This window comes from Saccharopolyspora gregorii, assembly GCF_024734405.1.
GTDB classification, from domain to species: Bacteria; Actinomycetota; Actinomycetes; order Mycobacteriales; family Pseudonocardiaceae; genus Saccharopolyspora_C; species Saccharopolyspora_C gregorii.
Map to the genome: position 1 here is coordinate 1,978,036 of NZ_CP059556.1, position 15,827 is coordinate 1,993,862.

9 protein-coding genes are annotated in these 15,827 nt (G+C 70.8%); 2 read left to right on the forward strand and 7 right to left on the reverse strand.

Annotated elements, in window-relative coordinates; genetic code table 11:
* The first annotated feature begins 78 nt into the window (after positions 1 to 78).
* Positions 79 to 1,074, forward strand: coding sequence for a LacI family DNA-binding transcriptional regulator (locus tag H1226_RS08440; protein ID WP_258348245.1), 996 nt, complete (start codon positions 79 to 81; stop codon positions 1,072 to 1,074).
* A gap of 51 nt (positions 1,075 to 1,125) precedes the next feature.
* Here the strand turns inward: H1226_RS08440 and H1226_RS08445 are convergent, their stop codons facing one another.
* Both H1226_RS08445 and H1226_RS08450 read right to left on the reverse strand, forming a co-directional pair.
* Positions 1,126 to 2,469, reverse strand: a complete 1,344-nt coding sequence (locus H1226_RS08445) for an MFS transporter (protein ID WP_258348246.1) — start codon at positions 2,467 to 2,469, stop codon at positions 1,126 to 1,128.
* A gap of 260 nt (positions 2,470 to 2,729) precedes the next feature.
* Positions 2,730 to 4,379 (reverse strand): alpha-amylase family glycosyl hydrolase, encoded by a 1,650-nt coding sequence (locus H1226_RS08450; RefSeq protein WP_258348247.1) that lies wholly within the window; start codon positions 4,377 to 4,379, stop codon positions 2,730 to 2,732.
* A gap of 545 nt (positions 4,380 to 4,924) precedes the next feature.
* Here H1226_RS08450 and H1226_RS08455 point away from each other — a divergent pair.
* Positions 4,925 to 5,650 (forward strand): hypothetical protein, encoded by a 726-nt coding sequence (locus H1226_RS08455; protein ID WP_258348248.1) that lies wholly within the window; start codon positions 4,925 to 4,927, stop codon positions 5,648 to 5,650.
* A 226-nt stretch (positions 5,651 to 5,876) separates the two neighbouring features.
* Here the strand turns inward: H1226_RS08455 and H1226_RS08460 are convergent, their stop codons facing one another.
* The 5 genes from H1226_RS08460 to H1226_RS08480 form a co-directional block, all read right to left on the reverse strand.
* On the reverse strand, positions 5,877 to 7,988 hold the full coding sequence (locus tag H1226_RS08460; RefSeq protein WP_258348249.1) for an aminotransferase class I/II-fold pyridoxal phosphate-dependent enzyme: 2,112 nt from the start codon (positions 7,986 to 7,988) through the stop codon (positions 5,877 to 5,879).
* 122 nt (positions 7,989 to 8,110) lie between these two features.
* Entirely contained in the window at positions 8,111 to 10,846 is a 2,736-nt protein-coding gene (locus H1226_RS08465) for a ferritin-like domain-containing protein (protein WP_258348250.1), read from the reverse strand.
* Positions 10,847 to 11,067: 221 nt separating this feature from the next.
* Positions 11,068 to 12,273 carry a cytochrome P450 gene (locus H1226_RS08470; protein ID WP_258348251.1) on the reverse strand — a complete coding sequence of 402 codons (1,206 nt, stop codon included), beginning with the start codon at positions 12,271 to 12,273 and terminating at the stop codon, positions 11,068 to 11,070.
* Between the two features lie 274 nt (positions 12,274 to 12,547).
* Positions 12,548 to 15,055: an ABC transporter permease gene (locus H1226_RS08475; RefSeq protein ID WP_258348252.1), complete on the reverse strand. Its 2,508-nt coding sequence runs from the start codon at positions 15,053 to 15,055 to the stop codon at positions 12,548 to 12,550.
* Positions 15,055 to 15,798, reverse strand: coding sequence for an ABC transporter ATP-binding protein (locus H1226_RS08480; protein WP_224955849.1), 744 nt, complete (start codon positions 15,796 to 15,798; stop codon positions 15,055 to 15,057). Before H1226_RS08480 ends, H1226_RS08475 begins: the two co-directional genes overlap by 1 nt.
* Positions 15,799 to 15,827 lie beyond the last annotated feature (29 nt).

A 15,827-nucleotide genomic window follows, 5' to 3' on the forward strand; every position in this document is an offset into this window, starting at 1 on the left:
GCGGTGCGGTCCCGCGTGCTGGATCCATCCGGATCTCGCGGGGAGGGCCCGGCTAGAATCCGTATACCGGGAGGTCGAATGTCGATCACGAGTCATGACGTCGCGAGGTTCGCCGGGGTGTCCCAGGCGACCGTCTCGCGCGCGCTGCGCGGCGACCCGCGGGTGTCGGCGGCGACGCGGGAACGCGTCCGGCACGCGGCGGACGCGCTCAACTACGTGCCGAGCGCGGCCGGACGCAGCCTCTCCACGCACACCACCCGCCGGATCGGCGTGCTGGTCAGCGACCTGGCCAACCCGTTCTACCCGTACCTCGTCGGCCCGCTGCACGACGAGCTGGAGCAGCGCGGCTACCGGATGATGCTGCTGACCGAGCGCTCCGACGAAGCGCTCGCCGCCGAGCAGCTGCTCGACCACTCCATCGACGGCGCTGTGCTCACCACCGCCACCAGCGGCTCCGGGCTGCCGGACGCGTTGCGGCGCAAGCAGGTCCCGTTCGTGTTCCTCAACCGGGTGGACGGGCGCGACGGCGACTCGGCGGTCGTCGACAACGAGCTCGGCGGCAGGCTCGTCGCCGACGAACTGGCCGCGCTCGGGCACACCCGCGTCGCCCTGCTCGGCGGCGTCACCGCGACCAGCACCGGACGCGAGCGCGAGCAGGGCTTCGTCGCCGGGCTCGCCGACGCGGGCATCGCGCTGCCCGCGAGCAGGATCCGGCGCGGTCCCTACGACTTCGACACCGGCTATCACGGGCTCCCCGAACTGCTGGCCGCCGACCCGGATCTCACCGCCGTGTTCTGCGGCAACGACGTGGTGGCGATCGGTGCGTACAACGCGGCGCTGCGCGCGGGCCTGCGCATCCCCGAGGACCTCACGCTGATCGGCTTCGACGACCTGCCGATGGCGTCCTGGGAGGCGTTCACGCTCACCACCGTCCGCTACGACCTGCCGAAGATGGCGCGCGCCGCGGCCCGCCTGCTCGTCGAACGCCTCGCCGGGGACGTGCGCGAAACCGCCCGCCAGGTCGCCTTCCAGCCGGAACTGGTGCGCCGGGGCACTCACGCCCCGCCCCGGTGACCGAACGGCCCGCCGGACGTCGCCGGCGGGCCGCGCACCATCGGGTTCCGGTCAGGCGAACTTGTTCGCGCTGAGCTCCGAGCGGTAGGTCTCCTTCATGAACACCGTGATCACGACCAGCGCCAGCACGGCGGCCACCGCCAAGTACGCCCAGACCGCGTAGATCGTGCCGAACCGGTTCACCAGCAGCGCCGCGACGAACGGCGTCACGCCCATGAACACCGAGAACGAGCTGTTGTAGGCGATGGCGCTCGCGCTGAACCGGGTGCGGGTGGCGAACAGCTCCGCCGAACAGGTCGTCACGATCCCGGTCAGGAAGAACTCCGGGATGATGTAGACGAGCTGGCTGCCGACCGCCGCGCCGAAACCGCCCAGCTCGCCGATCGCGAAGGCCAGCGGCACCAGCGCGATGCAGCAGATCGCGCCGCTGATCAGCATGGGCTTGCGGCCGATCCGGTCGGACAGCTTCCCGGCCAGCGGCAGCAGCGGCATCAGCACCGCCACCGAGATCAGGTTCGACAGCAGCGCCTGTGAACGGCTCAGCCCGAGCTCGCTGACCAGGTACTCCGGGTAGTAGGTCACCCAGGTGTAGGACAGGATCGCCAGCATGATCGAGGCGCCGCAGAACACCAGGATCGCCTGCCACTGCTCGCGGAGCGCCTCGCGGACCGGGGACCGCACGATGTCGGTGCCGCCGTTGGTCTCGCGCAGGAACTCCGGGGTCTCCTCGATGCGGCTGCGCAGCCACAGGCCGACCAGCGACAGCGGCAGCACCGCGAGGAACGGGAGCCGCCAGCCCCACGACTCCAGCTGCGGCTGCTCGAACAGGGTGCTGACCAGCGCGGCGACGCCGGCGCCGCAGAGGATGCCGAGGAAGCAGCTGTTCGAGGCGTAGGAGGTGTAGTAGGCCCGCTGGTTCGGCTTCGCCCACTCCACGATGAACGCGACGGCGCCCACGTACTCGCCGCCGGAGATCATGCCCTGGAAGGTCCGGATCACCACGAGCAGCAGCGGGGCCAGGAAGCCCACCTGCTGGTAGGTCGGCAGCGCGCCGATCAGCGCGGTGGACACGCCCATCATGATGATCGTCCACAGCAGCGCCTTCTTGCGCCCGACCCGGTCGCCCCAGCGGCCGACGAGCGTGCCGCCGAGCGGGCGGAACACGCAGGCCACGGCGAGCACCGCGTAGGTGCTCAGCACCGCGCCCGCGCCGCCGCCACCGGGGAAGAACGACGAGGCCAGCATCGGGGCCATGTAGCCGTAGAGCCCGTAGTCGAACTGCTCGACGAAGTTCCCGACTCCGCCGGCGTACACCGCGCGGCGGATCTGCTGCTTCGTCGCCCGCTCCGGTTTCGCGGCGGTGGGAGCGGGTGCTCCCGGCGTTCCGATGGACATCGGCATCTCCCAGTGGTTCGCGCCCCGTTGCGCGGTCATGCATACGTATGAAGGTTGTCGGAGGCTAGCTCTCGCCCCACGGGGCGTCAAGAATCGCGCGGTGCGGCAGGAGGTTCCGCGCGGCCGGTGCACCGCGGCGGAGAGCAGCCTGAACCGGCCCACCGCCCGGCCGCAAGACCTCGGCCGACCCCGGCGCGGGGTGGTTCGCCGCACCGGCGGCCCGGTGGGCGACCCGGTCGCGCGGGCCGCCCACCCGCGGGTCAGCCCGCCAGGTCGAACACGCCGTAGCCGAACCCGGGCACCACGACCTCGTCACCGTCCACCCGGGCTCCGCCGTCCTCGACGATCCGCGCCCCGGCGAGCCGAGCGTCCGGCACGGCCGCCGCCGCGGGCTCCCGCCGCGGGTTCGTGGTGACCAGGAACCGGTCGCCGCGCAGGTAGGTCAGCGGATAGCCGTCCGCGAGCACCCGCACGTCCGCCCGCGTCCCCAGCTCCGGGTACCGCTTGCGCAGCGCCAGCAGCCGCCGCACCAGGTTCAGCAGCGAACCGGGATCGTCGCGCTGCCCCGCGACCGTCGGCCGCTGCGGATCCGGGTCGATCGGGAGGTACAGCTGCTCGGCGGGGGCGGTGGAGAACCCGGCGTTCGGGCCGCCGTCCCACTGCATCGGCGTCCGGTTGCGCTGCCGTCCGGCGCTGCCCTCGACCTCGGGGAGGCCGTCGACCATCCGCATGCCGATCTCCTCCCCGTAGTACAGCGCGGGGACGATCGGCCAGGTCAGCAGGAACGCGAACGCGGCGGGCAGCTCCTGCGGGGTCCGCACGCCGTCGTTGAGCCGGTTCGCGCTGTCGTGGTTGGCCGTCGGCAGCATGATCCGCCCGCGCCCGATCCGCTCGGTCGCTTCGGTCCACGCGTCGATGAACACCTTCGGGCTGCCCGTTCCCGCCGCGCCGAAGTACGGGTTCTCGTGCCACAGCGACTTCCACGGCGCGCCGTCGCCGGGGCCGTTGACCGGCAGGTAGAAGTCGGCGTCGAACCCGGCGGGCACCGAGGTCTCCGGATCGCCCCACTCGGAGATGAGCACCGCGTCCGGGTGCCGCCGCGCCACCCGCGCCCGCAGGTCGCCCCACAGCCGGCCGGTCTCGACCCACCCCGGGTCGTCCTTGACCAGCGTGGCCGCGAGGTCGCAGCGGAACCCGGCGATGCCCAGCCGAAGCCAGTGATCCATCACCTGGAAGATCTCATCGCGGTTGCGCCGCGGCCCGTCGGCGTCCACCGCCTGGCGCCACGGCTCGGCCGGGTCCATCCGCGCGTAGCCGTAGTTGATCGCGGGCTGCGTGTCGTAGTAGTTCTTGCGGAACGCGCCCGCCCGCGGGCCGGGGGAGGCCACGAAGTCCTCCGGCAGCGAGCCGTCCTCCGGCAGCTGTTCCGGCGACGCCCAGATGTAGCGGTGGTCGGTGTCGTCGCGCAGCGAGCCGAGGAACCAGGGGTGCTGGTCCGAGGTGTGCCCCGCGACGAGGTCGAACAGCACCCGCATGCCGCGCCGCCGCGCCTCCTCCACTAACAGCACCACGTCTTGCTCGTCGCCGTAGCGCGGGTGCACGCCGGTGTAGTCGGCGATGTCGTACCCGGCGTCGGTGAGCGGTGACGGGAACACCGGGTTCACCCAGATCGCGTCGACGCCGAGCCATTCCAGGTGGTCGAGGTGCGCCACGATCCCGCGGAGGTCGCCGACGCCCGATCCGTCGCCGTCCGCGAAGCTCTGCGGGTACAGCTGGTACAGCACGGACTCCGCCAGCCACGGCGGAGTCCCGGTGGTCCCACCCGCCGCCCGCGCCGCGGCGGGCGCGAACGCCGCTCCGGTCACCACGGCCCCGGCTCCGAGCACGAACGATCGCCTGCTGAACCTCATCAGGCACGCCCCTTTCCTTGACTACGTATGCAGGAACATCAACGTACGCACCGGTGCGCCGCGGGGGAACGCCTCCGGCGCATTCCCGCCGCGAGCCGGGGCTTCCGGGCGCCCGCGGCGCGCGCCGGGTTTCCGGGCAGACCTGCTGCCTCGGCGTCCTCCGTCGCGCGTTTTCGCGATCCCGCGCGGGAGCGCGCTGCTTGACTGGCGACACCAGACCGAACGGACGGCGACGTCCGGCGGTCGACCGGGGGAACGCAGGCTGACGAGGAGGGGCGTTGCGCCAGCGCTGGACACATCTCGACGACACCGCGGCGGAAGGCGGCAAGGTCCCCGCCCTCGGCAAGGAGTACTGGCCGCGGGAGGAGGTGCCCGCTCCGGGCGAGGTGTAGCACCGAACCGTCCGGGTCGAGTCGGACGGGCCGGTCGCGCCGTGCGCCGGCGCGAGCGGTTGCCGGTGGTGGCAGCGGTCCGGCGCGCCGTGGCCGCGCAGCACCGGAGCCGCGTGACCCGCAACAGACCGCGCGAGCCGGAGAGGGGGCGCGTTGAAGACCGTGAGCGATGAGGTGCGCACCGGCGGTCCCGGGGGCGGGGCGGCGGAACTGGGTGCAGCGGAATTCCTGGAGCTGCTGGCCGACCAGGCGACCGCGGTCGCACTGGTCCAGGCGAAGTGGGTGGAGGCGGTGCGCGCCGTTCCACCCCCGCCGGACCTCGGCCCGCTCGCCGCCGAGGCGCGGACGGCGTCGCTGGACCTCGTCCGGCGCGACCTGTGGTTCCGCGCCGAAACCGTCCGCGAGACCTGGTTCACCCAGTACGCGCAGTGGGTGAGCTGGTGGGTGGACACCGCCCAACTCGCCCTGCAGTCCGCGGCCGGTCGCCGACACGTGTTACCCGAGCGGGTGGTCGCACTACGACCGCCACCGGCCTACCTGGGCGGACTCGGTGCCGGCGCGCGCGCCCCGGAGCTCCGGCTGCGGTACTGGGGCGCCGACTGGTCCCGGAACTCGCTGCCCCGGTTGCTGGAGGCCGGGGAACTGGAAGAGCTGCTGGCGCTGGCGGACGTCGAGCGGTCGGAGGAGGTCCGGGCCGCCCACCTCGCGCTGCTGTCCGCCCGGAGCGCAGGCGACCTCGCCCTGCACCAGGAGGAGGCGAGGGTGCTCGACCCGGCCGCCATCGACCGGAACTGGGACCTCTACGGCCTCCGCCACCAGTTCGCGTGCGAGTTCGCCCAAAGCGTCCTCGACCACCTCCGAAACCCGGCCCCCGCCTGACCCCGCGGTCCGGCGGCCACGGGCCAGGAGCGGAACAGTCGGGCCGAGCCGGTGATCCCGCGCCGGTCGGCGCGGCGCCGCCGGACCTCGCCGCGGCCCGCCGATTCTGGGCGGCTCACTTGTCCGCGGGTGGAGAACACGCGGGCACGACCGAGTGCACGGCCGGCCGCCGGAGCGCCGAGCTGCGGGTGACCGCCCGTGCGGAACGACGCGATCACGGCGGACGCTATTCCGCGGCGAGCAGCCACAGCCAGGTCGACGGTGCGCCGAACGGCTCGCGGCGCTGAACCCGCAGTCCCGCCGCCGCGAAGGCGTCTTCGTAGGCGCGGCGGCTCGCGATCGGTGTGTCCATGAAGGCGTGCACCAGCTCGAACTCGACGGAGAAGATCGGCAGCGTGCTGGGCGAGGTACCCCAGTCCTGGCTGACGGTGTCGCCGACCAGGAACCACTTGGCGTCGGGGAACACCTTGCGCAGCATCCGCATCGTTCCTGCCGGGTCACCGCTGCTCTCGAACAGGTCGTGCATCATGAGGAAGCTCGTGACCAGCTCGACGCCGGGGAACGTCCGCTCGTCGAGGACGTCGAGGACGTCGGCGCACACGACTTCCACGCGGTGTCCCAGTCCCGCGTCGGCGACGCGTTTGACCGCCTTTTCGCAGGCTCCCCGGCTGGTGTCGATTCCGAGCCCGGTGCGGGCCTCGTTCGATCCGCACAGCCGGATCAACCGGGAGGCATCACCGCACCCGAGGTCCGCGACGGTGCCGAAATCGACGTCCGCGACGACCTCGTGCTCGGTGCGCAGCATGAGTTCTTCGCCGACCAGACCGGAGCCGACGGCGACCTTCCCGCCATCGCGGTCGACGTCCGTGCCGAAGGTGGCCCGGCCCGTGGCCAGGTCGGAGAGGTGGAGCAGCACGTCGCTGTACCCGCCGATTCCCCAGGTGAAGAAACCCCGGTGACGCGCCAGCACCCGTCCGGCGTCGGTCAGCGCGACCGTGCTCGCGGTCCCCGGATCCGACGGAGTGACAGCGGAACTCACCTCGACGTAGCCGAGCAGCGCGGCGGCGCGCAGGAGCGCGAGCAGCTTCGACGGCTCCGCTCCGGTCAGCGGGGGGAGAGCGTCGAACGGTCGCGCACCGTCCTGGAGGTGCTGCCAGACGTTCAGCTCGGTCAGGGCGAAGACCACGTTGGCGCCCACGTAGCCGTTGAACAGCGCCGCCGGTTCGATCACGGGTCCGGTGGCCACCTGGATGCGGCCCTTCGGAGCGCCGAGTCCGGTGTTCAACTCGTCGTGCACTTCGGAGTCTTCGAGGATGGTGGCCAGCGCAGCGCAGAACCGGTCCATCTGCTCCGTCGTACCGACGGTGACCCGCAGGTGGGCGGGCAGACCGAACATGCTCAGGTCCCGGACCAGGATGTCGTGGTCCTGCTTCAGCCGCGCGGCGATCTCAGCGCTGTTGCCGGACGGCTTGACGAGCACGAAGTTCGTGGCAGAAGGCTGGAACGCCACGCCCATCTCGGTCAGGCGCGCGCAGAAGTGCTCCCGCGCCGCGACCGTCTTCCGCCGTACCTCGTCGACGTAGTCGCGGGACTCCAGCGCCGCGGCCCCGGCCTGCTGGACGATTCGATTGACGCTGAACGGCAGCGGCTCCCGGGTCCGGCGGATGCGCTCGACCAGGTCCGCCGGACCGAGCGCACACCCGAGTCGCAGGGATGCCAGCCCCCACGCCTTGGAGAACGTGCGGAGCACCAGCAGACGACGACCGGCGCGGACCGCGCTGATCGCGTATTCGTGGTCCGGCCCCGCGAACTCCATGTACGCCTCGTCGAACACCGGGATCACGCCGGCGGCCTCGGCGGCCGTGAGGATCCGCTCGACGTCGGAGGGTTCGAGCACCGTTCCCGCCGGGTTGTGCGGGTTGCAGACGAACACCAGCGTGGGCGCTCCTGCCTCCGGCGCGGCCATCGCCTGCACCACGGCGTCGACCGGCACCCGGTAGTCGTCCAACGGCAGGCTGTGGACGCGGGCGCCGACCACGCGCGCGGAGGAGACGTATCCGGGGAACGTCGAATCGGTGACCAGAACCGCGTCGTCGGAGCCGAGGAAGGTCATCGAGGTCAGCAGCACGAGTTCGTCGGCTCCGTTGCCCACGACCACCATGTCGGACTTCAGGCCGTGGTACTCGGCGACCCGTTCGCGCAGTTCCGCGCAGTCGCTGTCCGGATAGGACGTGCAGGCGTTGTCGAGTTCCTCGGTCGCCGCGCCGAGCGCGGCGGGTGGTGGCGGATAGGCGCTCTCGTTGCAGTGCAGCCTGAGAACTCCGTCCTGTCGTGCCACTCGTGAGGACCCGGTCTCGGTCGGCATCCGGCCCATGTGTACCCCTTCACGTGCGGATGAGTAGTTCCGGTGATTTCGTCCTCACTGGACAGTCGCGAGGGCGGAGTCGACGGCGGCCGGTGTCAGAACTCGACACCGGGGGACTGGAACGCGGGTCCGAGCACGGTGTCGCCGTCCCCGGACGGCATGTCGTGGAGCTTCTTGGCCTGCACCTGGAGCTGGTACATCAGCCCGACGGAGTCGTCGAGTTCGTCGGGATGGCCGTTGAACACGCGGTGCAACGCGGTGAGCATGTTCGTGTAGGACTCGTCGCAGGCCACCGATTCGCGCCTGCCGGGGGAGTCGGCCGGGAGGCGGTAGGTGTCCGCGTCGTCCACGACCGGATGGACCCCGGCCGGGTCGAAGGGCACCTCGGCTCCCTCGAACACCCACGCACCGCGCTCGTTCCGGATGAGTCGGCGTCCCTCCACGATCTCCTGGAAGCGGTAGTAGTGGCCGAACTCGTCGGGGTCGAGGACGCCGTCACCGTCGAGGTCGTGCGGGCTCCCCTCGCCCTCCTCGATGATCTGGTAGATGGCCAGCAGCGCGGAGCGCTTGTCGGTGACCTTGTAGAGCGTGCCCGGCGCGTCCGGCCAACTCACCTGGCGGGCGGGATCACCGGTGAACAGCGACCCGCCGTCGTCGAGTTCGCAGATCGCCCGCGCGATCTGGTTGTAGAACCAACCGATCGTCTGCGGTGTGTACTCGGCTCGGTTGAACCAGTCCTCCAGAGCCCGCATGGCGCCGTCGTCGGCCTCCAGCACGGAGCCGGAACGGTCCAGCCGCACGCTGTCCGGTGCGATGACGGAACCGCGGAACAGTGCACCGTCCACAGTGGGGTGATCCGGCTGCTCGATCGCCATGAACACGTCCTTGACGTGCTCGCGGGACAGCTTGCGCAGCCGTACGGTCAGATCGGGCAGCACCGGACCGGGAAGCTTGCCAGGATAGGTCGGGACCAAGCCGGGCCTGCCGATCTGCGGTGCCCCGCCCACGGCGTTGAGCAGGTTGCAGACCTGGGCCATGTGCTGCATCTCCTCGATGACCACCCCACGGATCGTCTCGGCGATCCGCACGTTGTGGCCTGCCTTGATCGAGAGCAGCGCCGCGAGGTACGGCGGCACCGTGGCCTGCTCGACCAAGACGGCCTGCTGTAGCACGGCACGCAGTTCTTCGGGACTGCCGATCTCCATCACCGGGGGAGCGGGCTCGGTCCGCAGCCACTTCACGATCATGTCTCGCTTTCCTGGTGAGAGGTCTCGGGTGACGGGCATGTGGTTCGGCGATTCCAGCGGGGCCAGCATCGTGCGGCGGATGTAGGTCCCGTGCCGCGTGACGTGGTGGTAGTTGCCCAGGTCGAAGAGGTCGTGCATGACCGGGTAGAGGTTGGCGTACCGCTGGAAGATCGGCCGCACGTCGCGGTTCCAGGTGGGGCGCTCCGGGCCGGTGTAGCGGTCGAACACCCGCACGCTGAGATGGCCCGACGGCGCGTCCGGTCGTGCGGCGAACCGGTAGGGGATGCGCACGGTGAGCCCGTCGAGCATCGGGCGGGGATGGCCGGGGTCCCGGCCGGTGAGGGTGATGCGCGCACGCCCCTGCTCGTCGGTCGTCACGCTGCGCGGAAACTCCACGACGTCGGACTCTTCGCCGGTACCGAGCGCGATGTCGGTGTGGGCGGCAGGTTGCCCGAAGCGAAACGCGCGGAAGTCGACGGTCGCGGTGTCGTGCCCCTCCTCGGGGTGGAGCCGGAAGACGTACTTGTCGGCGTGGAGCGTCCCGCCGTCGTGGGGCTCGGCGAGCAGCACCTTCGGCGGTCGTGCGTCGTCCACCACTGCCAGCCGTCGACCGGCCACCGCCTCGTGCTGACCGGCGGCGGGCCGAGCGGTGACGATGGCGGCAGTGCGTTCGTAGAAGCCCTGGTCGATGCCGTCGAGCGGAGCGAGCACCTCCGGCGTGCCGTTCTCGTCGAGCGCGGCGAGGCTCAGCGCCGGGAGCTCGACGAGAGGCCCACCGCGTGTCGACGCCCTGATGCTGTTGCCCAGGTCCACGAAAACGATTCCCGAACCGTCCACTCTGCACGGCGCATGGTGGAACGGCGCGCCTTCGACGGGACTCAGGACACGGGCGCCTGCCCAGTGCTTCGGCTGCCCGCTCCGATAGGGCCCGATCGATCCCACCATGCGGCCGTAGGTGAGGTCGTCGCTCCACTCCTCGATCCCGTCCTCGACACCGTCCATGTTGAACTTGATCGAGAGCGTTCCGTCGTCGGTGGTGTCCCGGATCTCGCGCAGGATGGCCGATTCGAGCGGGTCCGCCCACTCCAGGTTGGTCAGCACCGAGTGGTACACCGCCGCCGGGTCGCCGCGGCCGGACGGCAGCGTCGCCCGCATCCACATCTCGTCCATAGCCGCTACGGCGTAGTCGGCTTTCAGGAGTTGGCCGCCCGCCGCGTCCAGGAGTCGCATCCGCAATCCGTAGATCTCGGAGACCAGCTGGTTCTCCGGGTCGAGATCGACGAACTTCCCGTTGGCGCGGAGGTCGTCGTCCCGCACCGTTCCTTCGAGAGCGGGGTCGTCGGCCTTCGACGTCAGGGTGCGGCCGTCGGCGTAGCAGGCGCTGGTGATGCGCAGGTCGTGCAACCGCAGCGCGTTGGATCCGCCAGGGTTCCACAACCCGTTGACGTCCGGGAGCTTCATCCGCCAGTGGAAGCGCGGTTCGAACAGGTCGTTGTCGAAGTACGGCTGGGCGTTGTTCACCGTGGCGGCGTCGGACTGGAACGTACCCGCGAAGTTCAGCCGCGGGTGTCCGAGGTAGGTCACGGTGATCCTCCCACTGTCCGGTCGAGCGTCTGGCTTTCGTCGTGCAGCGGCCCGGCCGGATGCGCTCTGGGCCGCGAGGGACGTCGAGATGTCCCTGCCAACGACACGATCGGGACCTTCCGGCACCGGTGCAAGGCCCTGAAGCCAGGAATCCGTCCCGAGACGGCGCTTTCACCCTGGACTTAACCGTCCATCGTGGACGATGCGTCGAAGCGTGGGCGTCATGTGCCGAACTCGACCGGCAGTTCCTTGGCGAACCGGAAGTTGATGCTGTCGAGCCAGTCCAGGTCGTCGGTCCGCAGCCTGAGTTCGGTCGTCCGCTCCAGCAGGACGCGCAGCGCGATCTCGATTTCGGCGAGCGCGAGCGAGGCCCCGAGGCAGTAGTGGATGCCGTGTCCGAACGACAGGTGGTCGGTCGCTTTGCGGGTGATGTCGAGACGATCCGGGTCGTCGTAGCGGCGTGGGTCGCGGTTGCCCGCCCCGAGGACCAGGGTGACGGACTGGCCCTGCTCGACGTGCTGGTCGCCGACCTCCATGCCTTCCAGCGCGACACGGGTGGTGAACTGCACCGAGCTGTCGTACCGCATCAACTCGTGGACCGCGACCTGGCAGAGGTCGGGATCGGCCCGGAGCCGGGCGAGCTGATCGGGGTGGCGCAGCAGCGCCAGGACCGCGTTGCCGATGAGGTGGGTCGTGGTGGCCTGTCCGGCGTCGATGAGCAGCAGGAAGTTGGCGAAGACCTCGTCGTCGGTGTAGGTCTCGCGTTCGAGCTGTCCGGCGATCACCTGGCTGAAGAGGTCGTCGGCGGTACCCGCACGTCGCTTCGCGGCCTGCTCGTCGAAGGCGGCCCGCAGGGAGTTCACCCGGGGGACTTCCGCGCAGGACTGGGTGAAGAACTCGTGCAGCAGACCTTGCCAGTTCTCCAGCAGCGGGGTGGCGTGGCCGGGCACTCCGGCCAGGTGTGCGATCACGTTCCGGGACAGCGGCTCGGAGAAGTCGCCGATGACGTCCATGTGCCCCTGGTCGAGCACCGCGTCCACGAGTTCCGCCGCGCGCTCGGTGATCAGCGGGCGCATCTCCCGGATGAACCTCGGGGTCAGACCCGGTTTGATGATGCGGCGCAGGCGGGTGTGCTCCGGCGGCTCGTTGAACAGCATCATGTCCGACAGCGCGCCGGCGAGCGGCTCCACATCGGAGCGGACCGATGCCGGGAGCTGGGCGTGGAAGTCTTCGATGCGCGCACCGGAGAGCCGGTCGTCCTTGGAAAGCTGCGCGATCTCGGCGTGACCGAGGACGATCCAGCTCCGCATCCAGTCGTCCCACTGGACCGGGCCGTCCTCGCGCATCGCGTGGTACAGCGCGTAGGGATCAGCTGCCCAGTCCGGCTGGTAGAGGCTGAGCAGGCTGAGCTTGCTCGAGGGAGCCATGCGCGTGAGGTCCTTCCCGCATCGGCAGCGAAGCGTCGTCGCGCGGATTCCCCGGAAAGGCGCGGGTGAGCGTGCTGCGCTGTGCGGCGAGTGTGTCAGCGGAGGTGCACCGGGACAACGGTTTCGGGTCGCTCAGGGGCATCCGTTAAGCGCCGGCGAAATCAGTCCTGTGTGGACTGCGGAGCGCACGCCGGCTGGGCGCTGTTCACCTGCCTCCGGACCCCGACGCGCAGGTTCCCTCCCGCTGGTACGGGAGGGAACCGGGCGGGGCGGGTCAGTCGGACCCGATCGCCTCCAGCATGTTGGTGCGTGCCGCCCGGTGGGCGGGCCATAGCGAGGCCAGCACACCGACGATGACGATCCCGACCAGGGCGAGCAGGATCAGCGTCCACGGGAGCGTCGCCCGGGACAGCGCCTGCCCGAGCATCGCGTGCTGCATCACCGTCCCGGTACCGACTCCGACACCGACCCCGAGGATGCCGCCGAACAGGGAGATCACGATGCTCTCCACCCTGATCGTACGGCGGACGAGGGCGCGGCCGGCTCCGACCGCGCGGGTCACGCCGATCTCGCGGGACCGCTCCATCACCGAGAGCGCGAGCGTGTTGACGACGCCGAAGACGGCGATCACGATCGCGACGCCGAACATCGCGTACATGACCAGCAGGCCGTACCGGAACTCCTCCACCCGGTCGGCGATCACCCCGTCCCGATCGGTGATCGAGATCTCGGGACGGTCCTGGAAGGCGGTCGCGATGGCCTCGCGCGCGGCCTGCGGGTCGGGGCCGCCGGCGTAGACCGTCGTGACGTGGTCGCGCAGGTGCGGCGGTGCCAGGGCCTGGTCGAAGAAGATGCTCGCCTGTGCTTCGGTGGCGTCGTAGACGCCGACCACCGCGGTCTTCACCGGCGTTCCCTCGACGACCAGCTCGAGCGGGTCGCCGACCTCGAGGCCGAGCATGTTCGCCTCGTTCTGCGCGATGATCGCACCGCGCGACACGTCGTCGGTCCCTTCGGTGATCTTCGGGGTGAGCACCTCGCCCAGCCCCTCGCGGTCGATCGCGGAGACGATGCGCTCGCTCGTGCCACCCTCGTGCCGGATTTCGGCGAAGGTGTCCCTGCTGGCGAGGACGGTGGAGACGGCGGGCAGCGACCTGAGTTCCCCGACCACGCCGGGGCCGAGGGTGGCGGCGCCACCGGCGGCCGGTTCCAGCACCGTCGAGGTCACCGGGATGTTCAGCCGGATCGAGGCCGTCACCATCGTGGCCAGACTGGAGCTGAGCGTCGCGAAGGCGCACACGAGCCCGAGCCCGACCATCAGGGTGGTCGCGGTGGCGGCCGTACGCCGGGGGTCGCGGGCCGCGTTGCGCATCCCGAGCCGTGTCGCCGGGCCTCCCCAGCCCTGCGACCAGGTGGCGAGAGGGCGCAGCGCGCCGGCCGCGACCGGAGTCAGCAGCAGTACCCCGCCCGTGCACAGCACGGCACCGCCGATCGCGATCATCCGTTCGAGGGTGCCGAGACCGGGAGACGCGGTGGCCACGATCGCGACCAGGCCCGCGACCACGCAGATCCCGCCGGCGATGGACTGGCGGGTGTGCGGGCCTTTCGACGTCACCGCGTCGTTGCGCAGGGCGGCCATCGGGGAGACCGCCGCCGCGCGCCGGGCGGCACCGTAAGCCGCCGCGACGGTCACCAGGACCGCCACCAGGTAGCCCGACCCGACGCCGAGCAGCGGAACTCCGTAGCGGACCACGTCGCCCTCGGGCTGCATGAACCGGAACACGATCAGGCCGAGCCCGATCCCGAGCACCGTGCCGATCGTCGCCCCGACGCACGCGAGCGCGGTCGCCTCGACCACCACGCTCGACCGGACCTGCCTGCGATGGGCACCTACCGCGCGGAGCAGCGCGAACTGCCTCGTTCGCTGGGTGACCAGGAGGCTGAAGGTGTTGGTGATGACGAACATGCCGACCAACAGCGCGATCGCCGCGAAGGGCAGCAGTTGCGCGAGTGTGTCCGACGCCGTCTTGTCCGCGGCCTGCTCGGCGTTCGTGACCAGCTCGGCACCGGTGGACACGCTGTACTCATCGGTGGCGTGCCCGGCTCCGATGGTCTGCTCGGCGGCCTGGCGCAGCGTGCTGGGTTCGGTTCCGGGGGTGCCCGTGAGTTCGATGCGGTCGAAGCGGTCTCCGACGAGCGACGCCGCGGTCGCCCCGTCGTAGGCGATGGACGGGACGTGCTCGGAGCGGCCCGCGGCATCGGGCCCCAGCGCGGAGTACTGGAAGAGCCCGACGACGACGGGTTCGTCGATGCGGCCGTCGCCGAGCACGATCCGGGCACGATCACCCAGGGCGAGCCGTGCCTCGCCGGCGCGCGACTCGGCGAGGGCCACCTCACCCGGACGCTGCGGCCCTCGCCCGTCAACGAGGGTGAACCGGCCGGTCTCGTCCCAGTTCGTGCCCGCCAGGTCCGTGCCCGTCGAGACCAGCTTGCCGTCGGTGCCCACCACACCCGCACGTCCGGCGATCACGCCGTGCGCCTCGGCGACGCCGTTCGGGGCCGCCAACGCGTCGCGGTCGGCGAGCGTCAGATCCGGGTCCTGGGACGCGGTCTGCACCGACACGTCGACCCCACCCCGGGCGGTCTGCCCGGCGAGCGTCTTGGCCAGGGAGTCGGAGACGACGAAGCTCGCGACGACGAACGCGACGCCGAGCGCGATCGCGACCAAGGTCATGGCCAGGCGGCCCCGGTGTGCGCGGAGATCGCGCAGCATTGCTCGCAGCATCAGAGACCGACCTTCTCCAGGGACTTCATCTTGTCCAGCACGCCTTCGGCGGTCGGTGCGTACATCTCGTCCACCAGGCGGCCGTCGGCGAGGAACAACACCCGGTCCGCGTAGGTAGCGGCCATCGGCTCGTGGGTCACCATGACCACGGTGCGGTCGAAGTCGTCCACGCTGCGGCGGAGGAACGACAGGATGTCCGACGACGACCTGGAGTCGAGCGCACCGGTCGGTTCGTCGGCGAACACCACGTCCGGCTGGGTGATGAGGGCACGGGCGCATGCCACTCGCTGTTGCTGGCCGCCGGAGAGTTCGCTCGGCCGGTGGCTGAGCCGGTCCCGCAAGCCGATCGCCTCGATGATCGATTCGGCCACCTGCGGGTCGGGCTTGCGCCCGGCGAGGTCCAGCGGGAGCGTGATGTTCTCCCAGGCGGTCAGCGTGGGGAGCAGGTTGAACGCCTGGAACACGAACCCGATCCGGTCCCGGCGCAGCTCGGTGAGGGCGACGTCGTCGAGGCCGGTCAGGGCGGTGCCGCCGACGAAGACCTCACCGTCGCTGGGGGCGTCGAGTCCCGCGACGCAGTGCATCAGCGTCGACTTGCCCGACCCGGACGGTCCCATGATGGCGGTGAACTGCTCGCTGCGGAACTCGACGTCGACGCTGTCGAGAGCCACGACGCGCGCCTCGGCATGGCCGTACACCTTGGTCAATCCGGCTGCACGGACGGCAGCGGTCGTTTGAGTCATCCGCACAGCGTCGTGCCCGGGAGAGTTCG

Coding starts and splice junctions, on each gene's coding strand:
- H1226_RS08445 (WP_258348246.1), bottom strand. CDS start 2,469: ATGTCCATCGGAACGCCGGGAGCACCCGCTCCCACCGCCGCGAAACCG.
- H1226_RS08450 (WP_258348247.1), bottom strand. CDS start 4,379: ATGAGGTTCAGCAGGCGATCGTTCGTGCTCGGAGCCGGGGCCGTGGTG.
- H1226_RS08475 (WP_258348252.1), bottom strand. CDS start 15,055: ATGCTGCGAGCAATGCTGCGCGATCTCCGCGCACACCGGGGCCGCCTG.
- H1226_RS08470 (WP_258348251.1), bottom strand. CDS start 12,273: ATGGCTCCCTCGAGCAAGCTCAGCCTGCTCAGCCTCTACCAGCCGGAC.
- H1226_RS08480 (WP_224955849.1), bottom strand. CDS start 15,798: ATGACTCAAACGACCGCTGCCGTCCGTGCAGCCGGATTGACCAAGGTG.
- H1226_RS08440 (WP_258348245.1), top strand. CDS start 79: ATGTCGATCACGAGTCATGACGTCGCGAGGTTCGCCGGGGTGTCCCAG.